The sequence below is a fragment of the Sorangium sp. So ce281 genome (assembly GCF_051527395.1).
Classification (GTDB): Bacteria; Myxococcota_A; Polyangia; order Polyangiales; family Polyangiaceae; genus Sorangium; species Sorangium cellulosum_B.
On record NZ_CP150322.1, the window covers coordinates 6,458,005 to 6,476,544 of the forward strand.

The 18,540-nt window shown below is 72.7% G+C and carries 8 protein-coding genes and 1 pseudogene; 4 read left to right on the forward strand and 5 right to left on the reverse strand.

Going from position 1 to position 18,540, the window contains the following annotated elements; translation table 11 throughout:
• The first annotated feature begins 490 nt into the window (after positions 1–490).
• Together WMF27_RS24540 and WMF27_RS24545 are read left to right on the forward strand one after the other, a co-directional pair.
• Complete coding sequence (locus WMF27_RS24540) at positions 491–2,398, forward strand: c-type cytochrome (protein WP_437766456.1); 1,908 nt, start codon at positions 491–493, stop codon at positions 2,396–2,398.
• 457 nt (positions 2,399–2,855) lie between these two features.
• Complete coding sequence (locus tag WMF27_RS24545) at positions 2,856–3,821, forward strand: hypothetical protein (RefSeq protein ID WP_437766455.1); 966 nt, start codon at positions 2,856–2,858, stop codon at positions 3,819–3,821.
• Here the strand turns inward: WMF27_RS24545 and cobT are convergent.
• The 3 genes and pseudogenes from cobT to WMF27_RS24560 all read right to left on the reverse strand — a co-directional run bounded on the left by cobT (position 3,773) and on the right by WMF27_RS24560 (position 6,368).
• Positions 3,773–5,620, reverse strand: coding sequence for a nicotinate-nucleotide--dimethylbenzimidazole phosphoribosyltransferase (gene cobT, locus WMF27_RS24550; RefSeq protein ID WP_437766454.1), 1,848 nt, complete (start codon positions 5,618–5,620; stop codon positions 3,773–3,775). The genes WMF27_RS24545 and cobT overlap by 49 nt on opposite strands.
• Positions 5,621–5,806: 186 nt before the next feature.
• Positions 5,807–6,184, reverse strand: a pseudogene (locus tag WMF27_RS24555) (cyclohexanone monooxygenase); the annotation flags it as partial.
• A 16-nt stretch (positions 6,185–6,200) separates the two neighbouring features.
• Positions 6,201–6,368 (reverse strand): hypothetical protein, encoded by a 168-nt coding sequence (locus tag WMF27_RS24560; protein WP_437766453.1) that lies wholly within the window; start codon positions 6,366–6,368, stop codon positions 6,201–6,203.
• A 329-nt stretch (positions 6,369–6,697) separates the two neighbouring features.
• Here WMF27_RS24560 and WMF27_RS24565 point away from each other — a divergent pair, with 329 nt between their 5' ends.
• Positions 6,698–7,594, forward strand: a complete 897-nt coding sequence (locus WMF27_RS24565) for an SDR family oxidoreductase (protein ID WP_437766452.1) — start codon at positions 6,698–6,700, stop codon at positions 7,592–7,594.
• 367 nt (positions 7,595–7,961) lie between these two features.
• On the forward strand, positions 7,962–14,345 hold the full coding sequence (locus WMF27_RS24570) for a DUF4215 domain-containing protein (RefSeq protein WP_437766451.1): 6,384 nt from the start codon (positions 7,962–7,964) through the stop codon (positions 14,343–14,345).
• Positions 14,346–14,507: 162 nt separating this feature from the next.
• On the opposite strand, the gene WMF27_RS24575 is transcribed toward WMF27_RS24570, so the two are convergent.
• Both WMF27_RS24575 and WMF27_RS24580 read right to left on the reverse strand, forming a co-directional pair.
• Positions 14,508–15,758, reverse strand: coding sequence for a PEGA domain-containing protein (locus WMF27_RS24575; protein ID WP_437766450.1), 1,251 nt, complete (start codon positions 15,756–15,758; stop codon positions 14,508–14,510).
• Positions 15,755–18,538, reverse strand: a complete 2,784-nt coding sequence (locus tag WMF27_RS24580; RefSeq protein WP_437943026.1) for an FG-GAP repeat domain-containing protein — start codon at positions 18,536–18,538, stop codon at positions 15,755–15,757. Before WMF27_RS24580 ends, WMF27_RS24575 begins: the two co-directional genes overlap by 4 nt.
• Positions 18,539–18,540: the final 2 nt, after the last annotated feature.

The window sequence follows — 18,540 nt, forward strand, 5'->3', positions numbered from 1 at the left end:
GGCCAACACTGACTATGATCCCGGCGCCGACGGTCGGCGCTCGTCGTCCCGGCGTTCAATCGCGTCCGTCGCGTCCGTCGCGTCCGTCGCGTCCGCTTGCTCTTGCTCGGACGCTCGCACGGAGAACGGACGCCGGGGCCTTCGCCCGTAGCCGCCTCGCGCGACAGCGGCAGGTCAGTCTTGCAAAGCCTTTCTGCTCCCTGGCCAGCTGGTGCGGCGCCCCTGCGCGCCCCGCTGCAGGATTATCGTGAGGACCTCAAAGCATTGTCGTCGAGCAGCGGGGTCGCTGCACGATCGAGGGAAGCTAGCATGAACTCTTTTTCGATTGTATGAGGGATACGTGTCATCGCGATTTCTGACTTTCCGCGCGGGACCTGGGCGCATGATCGCGACGGGGGTGTGCGCTGGATCGCGGGCGCGGGGCGGCTCCACCCCGCGATTCTCGCCATTCCCGCGTATCCCGCGAGCAACGACGGCCGGGCTCACCGCCATGGCGGCGGTCAGCGCGGCCGCCATGGCCGCCGTCCTGCTCCTGGGCGAGCGCCCTGCGCTGGCGGATCCGGGGGAGCCGGCCGAGGTCGAGGCGCGCCGCCTCGTCCATGTGCTCGGCTACGTCGCCATGGACTATGGCGGGTGCGTCGCGAACGGCGCTGTCACCAGCGTCATCGAGTATGACGAGCAGCTGGCGCTGCTCGGCGAGGCGATCCTGGTCGCCACCCGCATCCAGCCGTCCGCGCTCGAGAGCGAGGCGGGCGACCTCGCGCAGGGCATCGTCGGCGTGCGCGAGCTCGTCGAGGCGAAGGTCGCCGCGGATCGGGTCGCCATCGCGGCACGGGGCGCGCGTGATCGGGTCGCGTCCGCCTTCCGGCTGGCGGAGGCGCCGCTCTCGCGGCCCGACGCGGAGCGCGGCGCGGCCCTCTACCAGGAGAACTGCGCCATCTGCCACGGCCCGACGGGGCACGCCGATACCCGGCGCGCGGCGAGCCTGGTCCCGCACCCGGCGAACTTCCACGACGCGAGCATCGCCGAGCAGCTCGCGCCCGTCGGTGTCGAGTCCGCGGTTCGATTCGGCGTCAGCGGCACGGCCATGGTGCCGTTCACCTTTCTCTCCGCCCGCGACCGCTGGGACCTCGCCTTCCACGTCGTCGGCCTCCACCACCCCGAGCCCGGCGAGAGATCGAGGCCGCTCGATCTGCCGGACTACTCCATGGTCGAGCTCGCGGTCCGCTCCGACGCGGACCTGCGCGCCGAGCTCTCCGCGCGCGGGATCCCCGCCGAGCGGCACGCGGCGCTCCTCGCGGAGCTCCGGCGGCGCGTCGCCTATGGCGGCGAGGCCGCGTCACACCCCCTCTCCATCGCCCGCGCCGCGCTCGACAGGGGGCGCGCCGCGCTGCGCGAGGGCAGGCTCGCCGACGCGCGCGAGGCGCTCAGCACGGCCCAGCTCGACGGCATCGACGCGGCCGAGGCGAGCGTCCGCACCGTGAAGGAGGCGCTCGCGGACGACCTCGGCGACGGCGCCTTCGCCCTTCGAGCGGCGCTCGCGGCAGGCGCGACGACAGACACGCTCGACGCGGGCATGGCCACGCTCCTGCGCGACGCGACCTACGCCGAGGTCGCGCTCGCGCGGTCCGGAGTCGCGCCAGGTCGGCTCGTGGCCCAGGTCTCGAGCCGCTTGGCGCTGCGCGAGCTCGCCGCTGCGGCGCTGTTCCTCGCCGCGCTCGCCGCCGCCGCGCCGTCACGGAGCCGGCGTGTCGTCCACGTCGCGTCGGGCGCGGCGCTGCTGCTCGCGCTCGCCGCCTGGGTCGCGGCGGCGCTCGCGCACATGGCAGGCTTCTGGCGAACGCTCACGGCAGGCGCGACGATCTCGCTCGCGCTCGCGGCGCTCGCGGCGCTCGCCGGCGCGGCGGTGCTCGGCCAGCGGCGCGGCGCGCGGCAGGTGAGCTCGCACGATCCATTGCATGGCGGCCCGTCGCGCGGCGGCCGAGCGGCCGTGTTCGCGGCCGCGCTGCTGGCCGGCTTCGGCGCGGCGTTCTCGGCGCTCGACGCTGCGCTCGGGGTGTCGCTCCCCGTCGCGCCGCCCGCCGTGGCCGGGGTGTCGATCGCGCTCGCGCTGCTCGCCGCCGGCGCGGCGCTGGTCACCCGCGCGAGCCGGGCGGCCGCGCGCCGCTGGACGAGCCCTCCCGCCTGGCTCGCGTGTCTGCTGTGCGTCCCGCTCGCCGGCCGCGCCGTGGCCGCCTTCCAGCTCTGCGGGCTGCTGCCGCTCCACCGGCTGCCGCTCCCTCGATTCACCGCGCTCGGCATCTACCCTGCGGTCGAGACATGCCTCGTCCAGGCAGCGCTGCTCGGGCTCGCGCTCGCCGGCGCGGCCCGCGGCCGCCGCGCCGAAGGCGCGTGTTGACGGACGCCGCGCCACGATCGGCAACACCCGGTGATGCCGCGCCACGATCGGTAACGCGGTCGGTTCATCGACATCGCTCGATCGCTCCGCGCCGTGTGTCCGCGCGACTCCAGCGCTCATGGGTTTGCAATGCGCGGTCGAGAAGAGCGCGCCCGGGGCGCCGTGACACGGTCGACGCCACAGGGCTGTCGCCACGGAGCTCGCCAGAGCTACCGAGTCGCCGACAGGCGATGGCGGAGGCTTCCTCACGCCGACATATCATGTAGGGAACGGTCGCTCCGCGCAGGCGAGCTGCCTTGATTCGACAGGCTGAGCAGCGCTGGGTCGGCGAGGGGCCGCCAGCCGCTGTCTCGAGCCCGCGCCGCGGCGGCTCGCGTCGCGACCGACGCGCTTCCATTCTGGCACGCAGCGTCCTATCGTGATTGGCTGAAGCTTCTCGGAGATCCCTTCCATGACCATGAACAGCAAGCTGGCTTTTGCGCGGTGGACCGGCGGGTGCCTCATTGCGGTGCTCGGGGCTGGATGTGCCCAGATCTTCGGCTTCGATAAGTTATACGAGGTCGCGCACGGCAACACCGGGGGCGCTGGCGGGGAGGGCGGCACCGGCGGCACGGACGCGGGAGGCGGGGGCGCTGGCGGCGAAGGCGGCACCGGCGGCACGGACGCGGGAGGCGGGGGCGCTGGCGGCGAAGGCGGCACCGGCGGCACGGACACGGGAGGTGGAGGAGCCGGGAGTGAATGCCCGGAGCCGCCGCTTGGCGACCCCACGCTGGAACTGTCGTTGATCGACGACATGGAAGATGACGACCATTTCATCATCGAAGTGAAAGATGAAACGAACCCACGGCGAGGGCTCTGGTTCGTAGCGAACGATGGCAAGGGGACGCAAACGCCCGGAGTGGGCGAGCAATTCGTGATGAGCCTCCTCGAATCGCCGCGCGGCGACAGCACGCTGGCAGCGCACGTGGTGGCCGACGACTTGTTCGAAAGCTGGGGAGCCCTCTTCGGCTTCCAGCTGAACAGCCCTTCGTCGTCCCAGCTGGGCCTCTACGACGCCTCCGAGTTCAGCGGGGTCACCTTCTTTGCCTACGCCGACGGAGGCTCCTACAACAAGGTTCTCGTGGACATCGTCGACGCACAGACCTGGCAGGATGGCGAGATCTGCACCGATGCTGACGGCGGATGCAGCGATCACTTCACCAAGACCATCTCGCTGACGAACTGCTGGACTCAAATCAAGGTGCCCTTCGCCAGCCTCAAGCAGTCCGGCTGGGGCCAGGCGTTCGAGGCGGTCGACATGACGAAGATCTGGGCCATCCAGTTCCGCTTCGCAGCGAGCCGTCAATTCAGCGTGTGGATCGACGACGTGGCGTTCTACAAGGAGCCGGCGCCGGAGACGGACCCCGAGGCCACGACCCCGTGAGCGCCGGCGCCGCGCGCGAGCTCGCGACGAGGGTCGAGCCCGCTCAGCGTCGAGACGCTGGCGCCGACGAGGTGCAGCCCGAGCACGGCGCCGATCCCCTCGCCCACCCGTAGTCCCAGATCGAAGAGCGGCTCGAGACCGAGCTCGGTGAGCGCGAGGGCCGCCGCCGGCTCGGTCGAGCGGTGCACCGCGAGGAGCCATGGCCGGAGCGCTGGGGCCATCCTGACGGCGCAGAGGGCCGCGGTGTACGCCGTCAGCCCATCGACGACGACGCCCACGCGCAGCCGCGCGGCCTCGAGCGCGAAGCCGGCCATCGCGGCGATCTCCAGCCCGCCGACCTTCGCCAGCACATCGAGGGGGTCCGCCGGATCGGGCGCGTGAAGCGCGAGCGCGTCGGTGACGACGCCGGCCTGGCGCGCGACGCCCTCCGCGTCGAGGCCGGCGCCCGGTCCCGCGAGGCTCGCCGGCGGCGCGCCCGTGAGGGCGCACAGGACGGCTGTCGCCGCGGTCGTGTTGCCGACGCCGATGTCGCCGGCGCCCGCGAGCGTGACGCCGTCCGCGGCGAGCGCGCGGGCGATCTCGGCGCCCGCCTCCATCGCGCATGCCACCTCGTCGCGCGTCATCGCCGGCTCGCGCCGCAGGTTCCCTGTGCCACGCCGCACCACCCGCGGCGCCAGCGGGACGACAGGCGCGCACGGCAGCGCCGAGAGATCGCCCGCGAGGCCGACGTCGACCGCGACGAGCCGCACGCCGTGGCGGGCCGCCAGCGCCGAGACCGCCGCGCCCCCGGCCATCACGTCCGCGAGCCTCGCCGTCGTCGCCGAGGAGGGGTGAGCGCTCCCGCCCTCCGCGACGACGCCGTGATCCGCGCAGAACACGGCCAGCCCCGGCGCGGGCAACGGGAGCGGAAACTCGCCACGCACGCCGGCCCACCACGCCGCGAGCTGCTCTAGCCGCCCCAGGCTGCCCGCCGGCAGGCCGAGCGTGGCCTGGTGCGCACGGGAGGCCTCCATGGCGGCGGCGGCGAGCGGTGGGATCGCCGTCGTGCGGAGCGATGAGCGCGGCGGCTCGCTGGCGCGGCACGCCGCGGGCGTGCCGGCGTCGTCGCGGTCTTGCCAGATGCCATGTTCGTGGACGACCTCATCGACCGCGCGCCGCGCTCGCCAGCCGCTCTCTTCCAGCATCGGTCGCCGCCGGAACGCGACGGGGTGGCCCAGGCAGAGGTACGCAATCGGCTCCACGCCCGGCGGGAGGCGCAGCTCGGCGCGGAGGACGGCGGGCTCCACGATGCTGACCCAGCCGACGCCGACGCCCTCGGCGCGCGCGGCGAGCCAGAGGTTCTGCACCGCGCAGCACGCGCTCGCGCGCACCGCCTCGGGCTGGACGATCGTGCCCAGGATCGCCTCCCCGCGCGGCCTCAGGTCGACCGCGACGCACAGGTTGAGCGACGCCTCGAGGATCCCCTCGAGGCGATAGGAGAGGTACTGCTCGCGCCGGCCCTCCGGAAAACGGGCAGCCTCCGCCTGACGGCAACGAAGGAAGCTCTCGCGGATCCGCGCGCGCTGCGCCTCGTCACGCACAACGACGAAGCCCCAGGGCTGGGAGAATCCCACGCTGGGCGCCAGGTGGGCGGCCTCGAGGATGCGCCGCAGGACAGCCCGGTCGAGCGCGCGCCCCGGCTCGAAATGCCGCACGTCGCGCCGCAGGGCGATGACGTCGTAGACCGCCTGCCGCGCGCCCTCGTCGAAGGCGACGACGGCCTCCGGGACCAGGTACGACGGTTCGTGTGTGGCGTTCACGGCGGTCAGCTACCACAGTTGCCAGGCGATGGGCAGCCGGCGGCCGTGCGCTGCAGACGGTCCCCCTCGCGCGCCTTCCTTCGAGCCAGCGAGCCGCGCCGATGGGGCGCTGGGCGAGCGGGGCCGCCGCGCTCGGCCTCCGCGACGATCGCGCCCATCACGAGGGGCCACCCCGGTTAACCGCAACTACCCTGCCCTCGACAGGGAGAACCCCTCGTATCCCTGTGCCGCGACCGCCTCGCACCGCTTTCTGTAGGCGCCGACGCCCCCGGCGTAGGGCATGAGGACGCGCGGCTTGCCGGGGATATTCGCCCCGACGTACCAGGAGCTGGCCAGCGGATACAGCGTGCCGTCGGCCACCTCGTTGGCGTGCGCGACCCACCCCTCCTCCGCCTCGGCGGTGGCCTCGATGCACGCGAAGCCTCGCTCTCGCAGGTACGCGATGCAGTCCGCGATCCATTCCACGTGCTGCTCGATGGAGACGATCGCATTGCTGAACACGGACGGGCTCCCAGGCCCGGTGATCGTGAACAGGTTCGGGAAGCCGGCGATGGCGACGCCCGCGGCCCCGGCGGCTCCGTCAACTGATGCAGCCCGCCTTCCGCGAGATGCAGCCGGCCTTCTTCGAGATACAGCCTTCCTTCCGCGAGATGCAGCCGGCGTCGAGGGTCGGCGCACCGGACGTGTTGGCCGCGATCCACTGCTTCCAGAGACGGTCCTGGGCGATCTGCCGAATCAGGTGATCCATTCGAACCTCCGATGATGTGATGTTGGACGATGCAACCACGGCGCACACGTCCACAACCCGCGCAGGGCGGCGGTCGTGTGCTCGACAGTCCGGCAGACACCATTTGTGGGCAGCCCGACCGTCTCGCTGACTATACGGTTCGACCCGAAGGGGTCAAGGCGGCCAATCCGTGGGTGGATCGCGCCGCCCGGCCATCCGCCGAGTCGGCCGCTCCAGAACCAATGGAACTATCTCGGCGCGCGGCCATTCCGACGATCGCCGTTCGCCGGTTCCACCGGGGGATCCCGCGCGATACGCTCCTTGCTCCCCTTTCGAAAGCGAGCGAGAGAATGACCAGAGAGCTCCGTTCCCTCATCACAGGATCCAGCAGCGGCTTCGGCCGCGCGACCGCCGTCACCCTCGCCCGCGCGGGACACCGCGTCTTCGCCGGGATGCGCGCGATCATGTCGAAGAACGCGGGGCCGGCGTCCGAGCTCGCGGAGCTCGCCGCGCGCGAGGGGCTCGCGCTCCGCATGATCGAGCTCGACGTGACGAGCGACGCCTCGGTCGACGCGGGCGTCGCGCGCGTGCTCGACGAGGCGGGCGGCGTCGACGTGGTGATCAACAACGCGGGCGTCCTGTCCCAGGGGCCGATCGAGGCGTTCACCGTGGCGCAGGCCGAGGCCACCTTTCAGGTGAACTACCTCGGCGCCGTGCGCGTCAACCGCGCCGTGCTGCCCGCGATGCGCCGGCAGAAGAGCGGCCTCCTCGTCCACGTGAGCAGCGCCGTCGGGCGGGTCGCGACGCCGCTCTTCGGCCATTACAGCGCGAGCAAGTTCGCGCTGGAGGCGATGGCCGAGTGCATCAGTTACGAGCTCGCGCCGCTCGGGATCGACGTCGCCATCGTCGAGCCGGGCGCGTTCCCGACGACCGGCGTGATGCTCAACGCGATGCAGGCCGACGAGGCTCGAGCGGCCGAGTATGGCGCCCTCTTCGCGCTCGCCGCGGAGCTGTGGAAGCCGGTGATCGAGACGATGAAGCGCCAAGGTCCGCCAGACCCGCAGCAGGTCGCGGACGCGATCCTGAAGCTCGCGGAGCTGCCGGCCGGGGAGCGGCCGCTGCGCACCGTGCTCGACCCGCTGGGCAACGGCGCCGCGGAGGAGATCAACCGCAGGACCGAGGACGTGCAGCGGGCGTACATCGAGTGGATGGGCCTCGGCGGCGTGCTCAGGCGAGCCGGCGGATAGCGCGCAGCGGCCGGGATCCGCGGGGCGCGGAGCTCTCGGCGCCTCCCTGGGACACGAACCATCTCCGAGCTCCCGTCACAGCGCGAATGTCAAGACCGAACCGGGCCGCCAGCCTGGCTCGCGCGCCTGTGCACCAGCAGCTGAAATGAAACACCGTGTCCATCCGTCGCTGCGTCGCGCAACGCGCGTCATTCGTCAGCGGTGCTCCGCCGACTCCGCTGCGAACGGGCGCCCCTGCGGGTGCGGCTGAGTGGCGCAGGATGAAGTGATTTTCGTCTAGGGGCGCGAAGGGCGGCCGGGCTACCCTGGAGACGGGTCGTCGGCCTTTCTGCCCGAGCGCAGCCGCTCGTGTTCGTCGAGGTGTGTCGTGAGGTTGAGAACGTCTTATCTGCCTTTGGCCGTGGGATTGCTGCAAATAGTCGCCGCCTGTGGAGGGGGCGCGCCCTCCACCACGGGCGATCCCGGCGTAGGCGGCGCGGGGAGCGTGACCTCCAGCAGCTCCGGCGACGGCGGCAGTGACTTCGGCTCGGGCGTCGCCTCCGGCGGCGGCGGAAGCGGCGGCGGGCCCGATCCCTGCGCCGTCGACGACCCGCCCCCCGAGTGCCTCTTGCCCCAGGAGCCCGCCTGCGGCGACGGCGAGATCAACCAGGCCAGCGAGGCGTGCGACGACGGCAACAGCCTGCCCGGCGATTGCTGCTCCGGTCTGTGCGAGATCGAGCCTTATTGTGCATGTCCGACGCCCGGCGAGCCGTGCGTGCTGACCATCGCCTGCGGCGATGGCGTGGTCGATCCGGGCGAGTTCTGCGACGACGGCAACACCGCGGACGGCGACGGCTGCAGCGCCGACTGCATCTTCGTCGATCCCTCGTACGTCTGTCCGAGGCCGGGCGAGGCGTGCACGCTGCTCTACGACTGCGGCGATGGCCGCGTGAACGGCTCCGAGGAGTGCGACGACCGCAACGAGACGGCCGGCGACGGCTGCGGCGCGGACTGCAAGCGGGAGGCGGGCTTCGTGTGCCCGAAGCCCGGGCAGCCGTGCGAGCGCCTGCCGGTCTGCGGCAACGGGGTCAAGGAGGCCGGCGAGCTCTGCGACGACGGCAACGCCGCGAGCGGCGACGGCTGTTCGAGCCTCTGCCGACAGGAGTCCTTCTACGTCTGCACGACGCCGGGACAGCCGTGCGAGCTCCTGATCCGGTGCGGCGACGGCGCGGTGGATCCGGGCGAGCTCTGCGACGACGGCAACGCCCAGGGCGGCGACGGCTGCAGCGCCGACTGCAAGACGCTGGACCCGCTTTACGCGTGCTCCGAGCCTGGGAAGCCCTGCATCCTCCTCTATCGCTGCGGCGACGGGCGCGTGAACAACGGCGAGCAGTGCGAGGACGGCGACGACCCGCCCGCCTCCGGCGACGGCTGCAGCGCGACCTGCATGCGCGAGCCCGGCTTCGTGTGCTCGAAGCCCGGGCAGCCGTGCGAGCTCCTGCCGGTCTGCGGCAACGGCGCCCTGGAGAGCGGCGAGCAGTGCGACGACGGCAACACCGCGAGCGGCGACGGCTGCTCGAGCCTGTGCCGTCAGGAGTCCTTCTACACCTGCCCGACCCCGGGTCGGCCCTGCACCCTCCTCTACTGGTGCGGCGACGGCGCGATCAACCCGGGCGAGGTCTGCGACGACGGCAATACCGTGGGCGGCGACGGCTGCAGCGCGGATTGCAAGGCGATCGACCCGATCTACACGTGCCCCACGCCGGGTCAGCCCTGCACCCGCCTCTACTGGTGCGGCGACGGCCGCGTGAACGACGGCGAGCAGTGCGAGGACGGCAACACCCGGAGCGGCGACGGCTGCAGCGCCACCTGCATGCGCGAGGAGGGGTATCAGTGCAGCCGCCCCGGCCAGCCGTGCACCCGGCTGCCTGTCTGCGGCAACGGCCTCAGGGAGACCGGTGAGCAGTGCGATGACGGCAACACCGCGGGCGGCGACGGCTGCTCGAGCCTGTGCCGGCAGGAGGCCTTCTACACCTGCCCGACCCCGGGCCAGCCCTGCGAGTTCTTGATCCGGTGCGGCGACGGCGTGCTCAGCCCGGGCGAGGTCTGCGACGACGGCAACGCCGTGGGCGGCGACGGCTGCAGCGCCGACTGCAGCGGGGTGGACCCGATCTACACGTGCACGACGCCGGGTCAGCCCTGCACCCTCAACTACTGGTGCGGCGACGGCCGCGTGAACGACGGCGAGCAGTGCGAGGACGGCAACACCGTGAGCGGCGACGGCTGCAGCGCGGACTGCATGCGCGAGGCGGGGTATCAGTGCAGCCGCCCCGGTCAGCCGTGCACCCGGCTGCCGGCCTGCGGCAACGGCCTCAAGGAGACCGGCGAGCAGTGCGATGACGGCAACACCGCGGGCGGCGACGGCTGCTCGAGCCTGTGCCGGCAGGAGTCCTTCTACAGCTGCCCGACCCCGGGTCAGCCCTGCGTGCTCCTGTTCCGGTGCGGCGACGGCGTCGTGAACCCCGGCGAGCTCTGCGACGACGGCAACACCGCGGGTGGCGACGGCTGCAGCGCGGATTGCAAGACGGTGGACCCGGCGTACGTGTGCCCAGAGCCCGGCAACGCCTGCGTCCTCGTCTTCCAGTGCGGCGATGGGCGGGTGAACAACGGCGAGGAGTGCGACGACGGCGGCTCCGCGTCGGGCGACGGCTGCACGGCGGATTGCCGGCTCGAGCAGGGCTGGATCTGCAAGCCCGGCCAGCCCTGCACCGTGAGGACCTATTGCGGCGACGGCACGGTGCAGCTCGGCGAGCAGTGCGACGACGGCGGCGGGGAGAACCCTGTCGGCGGCGACGGCTGCACGCCGCAGTGCAAGATCGAGGTCGGCTGGACGTGCCCGCCGGGCGGTGGGCGCTGCAACCCGCCGGCGCCGCCCGTGTGCGGCGACGGCAAGATCAGCGGCACCGAGGTGTGCGACGACGGGCAGCAGCCCCCGGCGAGCGGGGACGGCTGCAGCGCCGATTGCCAGACGATCGAGGATGGGTGGGATTGCTCGCGCGTCGGGTTCCCCTGCAAGACCGTCTGCGGAGACGGGTTCAAGAACGGCGCCGAGCAGTGCGACGACGGCAATCCCTTCTCGGACGACGGCTGCGACGAGAACTGCCGGATCGAGCCCGGGAGCGTCTGCGACGACGGAGAGCCCCAGGACTGCACGGGCTTCTCCGTCTGCGGCAACGCCATCCGCGAGGGCACCGAGGCCTGCGACGACGGCAACGGCAACTGGCGCGACGGCTGCACGCCGGACTGCAAGGGCGAGCCGGACTGCAGCGGCGGCGCGTGCATCTCGAAGTGCGGCGACGGCATGCTCCTGCCCGGCGACACCACCGAGGCGTGCGACGACGGCAACACCGTGAGCGGCGACGGCTGCTCCGCGACGTGCACGATCGAGCCGGGCTACACCTGCACCGTTCAGTCCAGCGAGATGCGGCTGCCGATGGTCATCCGCGACTTCATCGGCTGGTGCCCGACCTCGTACGACCGCAGCGTCAGCAACACCGCGTGCGACAACAACCTGACGGACAGCCTCGTCGGGCACTTCGATTTCGAGATCGCGCCCAGCAACGCCAGCGGCATTCAGACCGACCGCACGGTCCAGACGACCCTCGACGCCGACGGCAAGCCCGTGAGCAGGTTCGGCCCCGGCTTCGTCACGCCGAGCGACGCGAACGGCTGGACCACGGGGCAGAACAACTTCCAGTGGTGGTACCGGGACAACCCGACGTACAACAGGACGCTCGTCACCACCATCGAGCTGCTCCCGGACGCCGGCAGGTACGTGTACCAGCGGAACCCGTTCTGGCCCGTGGATCGCACCCAGCCGAACGGCGATCCCGTGCTCGACAACCTGGTCTCCGCCGGGCTGGAGAAGGCGCAGCAGAGCAACCCCTCGCACAACTACTACTTCACGAGCGAGGTCCGGTACTGGTTCCAGTTCACGCCAAACGGCGCTGCGGCCGATCCGGTGCTCACCTTCTTCGGTGACGACGACGTCTGGGTGTTCATCAAGAACACGTTGACCGCGGACATCGGCGGCATCCACGGGCAGCTCCAGGAGAGCGTGACCATCCTGGACAACGGCGACGCCCGCGTGACCCCCTGCGACCAGAACGTCTGCCCGGCAGACGCCCGCAACCCCTACGAGGTCGACCTGAACCTCGAGCCGGGCAAGGTCTACGAGATCGCGGTGTTCCAGGCCGAGCGCCACGTCACCGGGTCGAACTACCAGCTCACGCTGTCGGGCTTCAGCGCCGGCGCGTCGGTGTGCACGCCGCAGTGCGGGGTCGACCCGCCGGTCGTGACGCCGGGCGAGGAGTGCGACGACGGCACCGAGAACGGGACGGGCTACGGCCAGTGCAACAACTGCCAGCTCGGTCCGTACTGCGGCGACGGCGTCAGGAACGGCATGGAGACCTGCGACAACGGGGTCAACAACAGCGCGTACGCCAACGCCTCGAACGCCTGCGCGCCGGGGTGCGTGGCCCCGCCCCGGTGCGGCGACGGCGCGGTCGACGCGCCGTACGAGGCGTGCGATCTCGGCGCCGGCAACACGGCGAACGGCTACGGCGGCTGCACGCTCGAGTGCCAGATCGGGCCGTACTGCGGCGACGGCCTCAGGAACGGCACCGAGGGGTGCGATGACGGCGTCAACGACGGCTTCTACGGCACCTGCAACCCGAACTGCACGCCGGCGCCGATGTGCGGCGACAACCGCGTCGACGCCGACTGGGGCGAGGAGTGCGACAGCGCGACCGACCCGAACTGCGTGCGCTGCCAGCGCGGCGAGCACTGCGGCGACGGGACCACGCAGCGGGACCTCGGCGAGGAGTGCGACGACGGCGTCAATGACGGCGGGTACGGCCAGTGCGGGCTCTCGTGCCTCTACGGGCCGCGCTGCGGCGACGGCATCGTCCAGCCCGAGGAAGAGCGCTGCGACCTCGGCAGCGCGCAGAACACCGGCGGGTACGGCGGGTGCACCGCGACCTGCAACTACGGCCCGTACTGCGGCGACGGCATCAGGAACGGCGCCGAGGGGTGCGACGACGGCGTCAACGACGGCGCTTACGGCACCTGCGACGCGAGCTGCACGCCGGCCCCGAGGTGCGGCGACAACCGCGTCGACACCGAGTGGGGCGAGGAGTGCGACAACGCGGCCGACCCGAACTGCCTGAACTGCCAGCTCCCCCCGCAATGCGGCAACGGGATCACGCAGCCGGACCTCGGCGAGGAGTGCGACGACGGCGTCAACGACGGCGGGTACGGCCAGTGCGGCCTCGCGTGCCTCTACGGGCCGCGCTGCGGCGACGGCATCGTCCAGCCCGAGGAAGAGCGCTGCGACCTCGGCAGCGCGCAGAACACCGGCGGGTACGGCGGGTGCACCGCGACCTGCAACTACGGTCCGTACTGCGGCGACGGCATCAGGAACGGCGCCGAGGGGTGCGACGACGGCGTCAACGACGGCGCTTACGGCACCTGCGACGCGAGCTGCACGCCGGCCCCGAGGTGCGGCGACAACCGCGTCGACACCGAGTGGGGCGAGGAGTGCGACAACCTGGCTGACCCGAGCTGCGTGAGCTGCCGGCTCCCCGCGCAGTGCGGCAACGGGATCACGCAGCCGAACCTCGGCGAGGAGTGCGACGACGGCGTCAACGACGGCGGGTACGGCCAGTGCGGGCTCTCGTGCCTCTACGGGCCGCGCTGCGGCGACGGCATCGTCCAGCCCGGCGAGGAGGACTGCGATCTCGGCAGCGCGCAGAACACCGGCGGATACGGCGGGTGCACCGCGACCTGCGACTACGGGCCGTACTGCGGCGACGGCATCAGGAACGGCGCCGAGGCGTGCGACGACGGCGTGAACGACGGCACCTACGGCACCTGCGCGCCGGGCTGCACGCCGGCGCCGATGTGCGGCGACAACCGCGTCGACGCGGACTGGGGCGAGGACTGCGACAGCGCGACCGACCCGAACTGCGTGAGCTGCCGGCTCGGCGCGCACTGCGGCGACGGGGTGATCCAGCCGCAGTTCGGCGAGGAGTGCGACGACGGGATCAACGACGGCGAGTACGGCAAGTGCGGCCCCTCGTGCATCCTCGGGCCGCGCTGCGGTGACGGCATCGTCCAGCCCGTGGAGGAGGACTGCGATCTCGGCGAGGGCAAGAACAGCGGCGAATACGACGGGTGCGATGCGCTCTGCCAGTACGGGCCGTACTGCGGCGACGGCCGCGTCAACGGCGCCGAGACCTGCGACGACGGCGTGAACGACGGCTTCTACGGGAGCTGCATGCCCGACTGCAGCCCGGCGGCGAAGTGCGGTGACCGCCGCGTCGACGAGGAGTGGGGCGAGCAGTGCGATCCCCCGAACGAGGCGACGGGCTGCAGCAACAACTGCCGCCTCGGCGGGCAGTGCGGCGACGGCGTCGTCCAGCCCGGCGAGCAGTGCGACGACGGCAAGAACGACGGCGGCTACGGCCAGTGCGGCCCGCGCTGCCAGCTCGGCCCGCGCTGCGGCGACGGCATCCGCAACGGCCCGGAGCAGTGCGACGACGGCGACGGCAACAACACCGGCGGCTACGGCAAGTGCGCGCCGGGCTGCGTCTACGGCCCGTACTGCGGCGACGGCAAGCTGCAGAGCACCTACGAGGCGTGCGACGACGGCAACCGCACGGGCGGCGACGGCTGCAGCCTGACCTGCCAGTTCGACGGGTTCCCCAACTGATCGAGCGAAGGCGGGCGCGCGGGGCGAAGGCGTCGTTCGACGCCTCCCCCGCGGGCCCGCGGCGCCGGCGCCGCGCCGCGCGTCGCTCGGGTCGACCTCCTCCCAGATACCGCCGCTAGCTCGCGATGGCCGCCCTGAGCGGCCCGGGGCTCTTCGGTGCCCTCACCAGAACCGGCCGACGAGCCCCGCGCCGCCGAGCCCCGGCCCGAGGATCGGCGCGGCCGAGAGCTCGAGCATCGGGCCGCCCGTGCGCGCGGGCGCGGGGTCCGTGCGCGCGGGCAGCGGCGGCGGGTTCGGCGTGTCGAACGCGTAGAACACGAAGCCGCCGAGGGCGAACGCCGCGGCCGTGCCGAACAGGCCGACGGTCGCGTTCGCGAGCTCGTCGCGCGTGTCGAGGTGAGCCCGGTAGTCGCCCAGCTCCTCCTCCGAGATCCCCTGCGACGCGCGCTTCTCCGCGATCTCGCGCGCCTGGTCCTCTTCCTCGAGGCCCGAGGCCAGCGTCAGCACGCCGACGCCGGCGGACAGGACCCCCATCGCGACGAGGCCATAGGACATCTTCCGCTGGAAGGAGCTCGTGAGGCCCACCTCGATGACGAGGCGCTCGCCGCGGCGAAGCGACAGCTCGCGGGAGAACGGCCCGTAACCGTTCTTCGTGGCGACGAAGAACCGCTTGCCCGGGGCGACCTGGAGGAGCGGCAGCGGCGTCGTGCCGACGAAGCGCCCGTCCAGCGTGACCTGCGCGCCGACGGGGGCCTTCACCTGGAGGAGCGCCGGCCGCTCGCGCAGCTCCCGGTCGATCCCGAGAATGTCCCCCTCGATCGCGACCACCTCGCGCTCCTCGTCGACGTGGCCGTCGGCCGTGATCTTGATCCGGTGCTTGCCCGGCTGCACCTCGGCCATCAGCGGCACGTCGGCCAGCGCGCCGCCGTCGATGGATACGCGGGCCCCCGCGGTCGGCGAGGTGACGTTGATGCGGGTCCGCGGCCTGACGTCGGGCGGCGCCGCCTCCGGCGCGGCGGGCGACGACGGCGCGCTCGCCTCCAGGCGCGCGGCGATCACCCCGAGCTCGCTCAGGGCCTCGGTCGCGTCCGCGCGGCGCCCGCCCTGCGGGACCTGCTCCAGGTAGCGCCGGTAGTTCGCGATGGCGGCCCGCAGCGCCTCGGGGCTCTGCTCGACCACGTACAGGCGCCGGTAGGCCTGGGCCAGCGAGAACAGGAGGGCCGGGCGCGGCGCCTTCCTGTACGCCGCCTCGAACGACTGCACCGCGTCGCGGTACCGTGTCGCCGCGTAGGCCTGGGCGCCGGCGTTGTAGAGCGCCTTCGCCTGCTCGATGTCCTCCTCCGCCGAGGCCGCGCTCGGCGCGAGCGCGGTCGTCGCGAAGGCCATGAGCACGACGCACAGCGAGGTCTTCATCGGCGGATCGGGACTCCTTCGTGGACGCGGAGCGCGCCGTCGCTGAGCACCGCGAGATCGTCGACCCCATCGCCGAGGACGTCGCACGTCGCGATCGCGGAGCCGCCGGGGATGCCGTCCAGCTTGCGGAGCTGGTGCTGGCCGAGATCATGGCAGCCCGCCGCGCCGTCGCCGCACACGTCGAGCGCGTAGGCCGCGCTGCGCGTGAGCACGACGAGCGACCTCCCCGCCCCCGCATCCACGCGGGCGAAGTCGGCGCTGGTGACCTCGTTCGCCAGGTCCTCGAGGCCGGAGTCGCGTACCTCGAGCTCGATCGGCGCGTCGAGCGCGCCCTCGCCCGTGTTCCAGAAGACGGCGAGCCGGCTCGCGGTGATCGTGCGGGTCCCTGGCGCCAGCTCGTACGCGATGCCCACGACGTCCGCGTGCCCGTCGCCGTCCATGTCGCCCGCGCGGAGCCCCCCGTACAGCGTGTGAAGCGCGGGCGAGAAGGCCGCCTCCGGCGCCTCGAAGGCGCCGCTCGCGCCGCGGCGCACGAGGGTGATCGCGCCGGCCAGGGTCGGCGTCCCCGGCTCCGCTGCCGCGTCCTCCTCCGCGACCTCGATCGGCAGCGAGAGGACGAGCTCATCGGTTCCATCGCTGTCGAGATCGACGGCGACCCCATCCAGCGCCCACGCGGGCCCCCGGGAGGGAACGAGCTCCGCGGGGAGTGAGACGCGGTGCTTGGCCTCGTCGCCCATGGCGATCACACCCGAGTCGACCGCCGGCAAGAGCCAGAGCTCGGCCGAGCCCCGGGAGGAGCCAGGGCTCGGAGGCGCGATCGTCAGCGAGGCGACCTCGGCCCGATCGCCCCCGAAGCGGCCGGCGATGCTCCTCACGGCGCGCAGCTCGCCTGCCTGCCGCGCGTCGCCCGAGCGGACGAGCGGCAACGGCGGCAGCAGCGACCGCGAGCTGCTGCCCTCGATGAGGCTGAACGCGACGTCGCCGCCGTGCGAGAAGAGCACGCTGATGTCGTCCACGGCGTCGTCCGGCTCGGGGAGCCGCACCGCCGCGATGTCGAGGAGCCCCTCGAAGGCGCCGAGCCGCACCGGCGGCTCCGGCGCCTTCCTGTACCGGCCGAAGCAGGCGGCCAGCGTCGGGTGCTCCGCGCTCGACAGCGAGCTCCCGGCGCTCTCGGCGAACAAGAGGTCCGGCAGGAGATCGCCGTCGAAGTCGCCCACGACGAAGCTCGAGACGTTGCCCAGCGTCGGGATCTTGAGCTCGTTGAGCTTGAAATCGGCGGCCTGCGCGCCGGGGACGCCGGTGAAGAACGTCAGATCCGTCGCGTCGGCGGAGCCGGCGACGACGTCGGGCGCGCCGTTGCCCGTCAGGTCTGCGATCACCGCGCTGGTCCAGCGCGGGCCGTTCGCCGGCGCGAGCCGGTCGAACTCGACCTGGTAGGGAGGAGACGGCCGGGCCTTTCCGAGCCTCACGGCGCCGGGGTCCACGATGTCGATCACCCCATCGCCGTTGAGATCGCCGATCGCGACGGGGGCCCCGAAGCCGGGCAAGCGCCCGGAGCTCATGTCGCCCGCCGGGTACGAGAGATCGCCGTACGGCGCCATGCCGCCGAACGCGCCGCCGCCTGCGCCCTCCGCGACGTCGAGCTCGTGGCAGGGCGCGCCCGCGGGCAAGCGGGGGTCAGGCTGCGCGCACGTGGCGCCCACGAGCAGATCGAGGACGCCGTCGCCGCTCACGTCCCGGAGGAAGGCCGCGCCCGCGATCCGCGCGCCCGCCGGGAGCGCCACCGCGGTGTGCGCGCCGTCGTCCGGCGAGTAGATGTGCACGGCCGAGTCGTCCGCGAGGGCGACGACCACCTCGTGGAGCGGGCCGCCGCCGAGCTCCGCGCTCGCGAGCGGACCGGCGACGTCGCGCAGCCCGCGCTGCCGATCGATGAACGACAGCCGGCCGCTCTCCGCCCCCTGCACGACGGCGATGACATCCTCCGGCGCCGCCCCGCGCGTGTCGGTCCCGACGACCAGGGCGACCCACGTCTGTCCGTCCTCGCGCGTGCTGCCGACGGGCAAGAGCCGCGCGCCGCGGAGGGTCGTCGTCTCGGACGCCGCGCCGAGCAGCGAACCCAGGCGAAACACCGACGCGAGCACGGGGACCGGCGCGAAGGTGCGGCCCGGCTCGCCGCTCAGGATCGCCACGCCGGGCCCCACGCTGAGCGCGATGTCCGTCGTCCCGTCGTCGGTGAGGCGCGCGAGCGCGGGCGTGTCCCCTGCCGAGGGGATCGACACCTGGGTCCCCACCGTGCTGTTCGCATCGAAATAGAGCGCCTCGAGGCTCGTCGAGCCGACGCCCACGAGGTCGCCGCGGCCGTCGCCGTCGAGATCACCCGTGATCAGCCGCTGCGCGCCGAGCGGCAGCGCGGCGCCGAGCGGCTTGAAATTGCCCGTGGAGACGCGGCACACGCCGTCGACCCCGCAGCCCCACCCGCTCGGGCACGCAAGGTCCACGTCGTCGCACACGAAGCGGCACTCGTTCTCGCTTCCGCGCGGGTTGCACCAGCTCGTCGAGGTCGCGCCCTGCGCATCCCGCGTCTCCACCTCGCAGGGCTCGCGCGCCTCGAAGCAGTCGCAGTCCTCGTTGCGCGACGGCTCGATGACGCCGTTGCCGCACACGCCCGGGGAGATCTCGCCGAGCTCCACGCACCCGGCGGAGCCGGCGGCCGCGACGAGCAGCGCCGCGGCCCCCCCGATCTCCCGCACGTATCGCCTGAAGCCGGACCGCGCGCGCATGC